1 protein-coding gene is annotated in these 928 nt (G+C 71.2%); it reads left to right on the top strand.

Going from position 1 to position 928, the window contains the following annotated elements; translation table 11 throughout:
* On the top strand, nt 1-643 hold a 643-nt coding region (locus tag LCE31_RS39935), incomplete at its 5' end, for a transposase (RefSeq protein ID WP_225023214.1).
* Nucleotides 644-928: the final 285 nt, after the last annotated feature.

The raw sequence follows: 928 nt of genomic DNA, 5'->3' as shown, positions 1-928 counted from the left end.
TCTCGACCACGCTGTGCGGCAAGCCGACGACCTCCAGCGGGCCTTGGCGCAGCACTACGCCGCCCACCCGTTGTGCCCTGTGGTGGCGGGCGTTCCAGGAATCGGCGGGGTCCTCGGTGCTTACCTCCTGGCGGAGATCGGGGACCGGCCCGTCGAGCGCTTCGGCAGCGGACGCTCCCTGGCGGCCTACGCGGGTGTTGCCCCGATCACCTGGGCCTCCGGCCGGACCGTGCGGGTCGCGTTTCGCAGGGCGTCTTCCACACGCCTGCGGAGCACGCTGCATACGGCGGCCTTCTCCATGATCGGCCACTCACCGGGAGCCCAGGCGTACTACACGAGGCGCCGCGACGCCGGCGACGCACACGCCACGGCGCTGAGGAAACTGGGACGCAAGCTCGTCCTGTGCCTCTACCATTGCATGGCCTCCGGCATGCCGTACGAGGACGCCCTCGCCTTCGGCTACGACCCTGCCTCCGGCGCTGCTCCCGTCCGCCGACGGCGAGGACCGCTTGACGACGAGCAGATCGCGCACGCTCGTGCCATGCTCGCCACGCCCGGCACCACCGTCACCGCTACGGCGCGAGCCTTCCAGGTCAGTAGGCAGACGATCTACCGACACGTTCTCGGCCGGCCCCGGACCTGATGACCGGCCGAGGCACCCGCCACGTTCCGAGGGCGGAGGCGTTCACCGTCCGGCGGTGAAGGCTCCCGCTCTCGGCCGGAGCGGGAGAGGTGGGCGGACCGTGGTACGCCCGAAGCTATCCCCGGGCCCCGAGCCCCGACGTGGGAATGGCGCCCGCGAGCCCCGCCCGCCTCGCCAAGCACCGACGAAGCCCGGCCCCCCGCGTACGTTGGTTCTAGTGGTCGTCGCAACACCCCAGTTCAGGGGATGCGATGGAGTTCGAAGCTCGGAAGGACCGGAGACCGC

The organism is Streptomyces sp. 8L (assembly GCF_020176795.1).
GTDB lineage: Bacteria > Actinomycetota > Actinomycetes > Streptomycetales > Streptomycetaceae > Streptomyces.
Note: the sequence above shows the minus strand (reverse complement) of the source record. Positions and strands in the feature narration are given on the sequence as shown.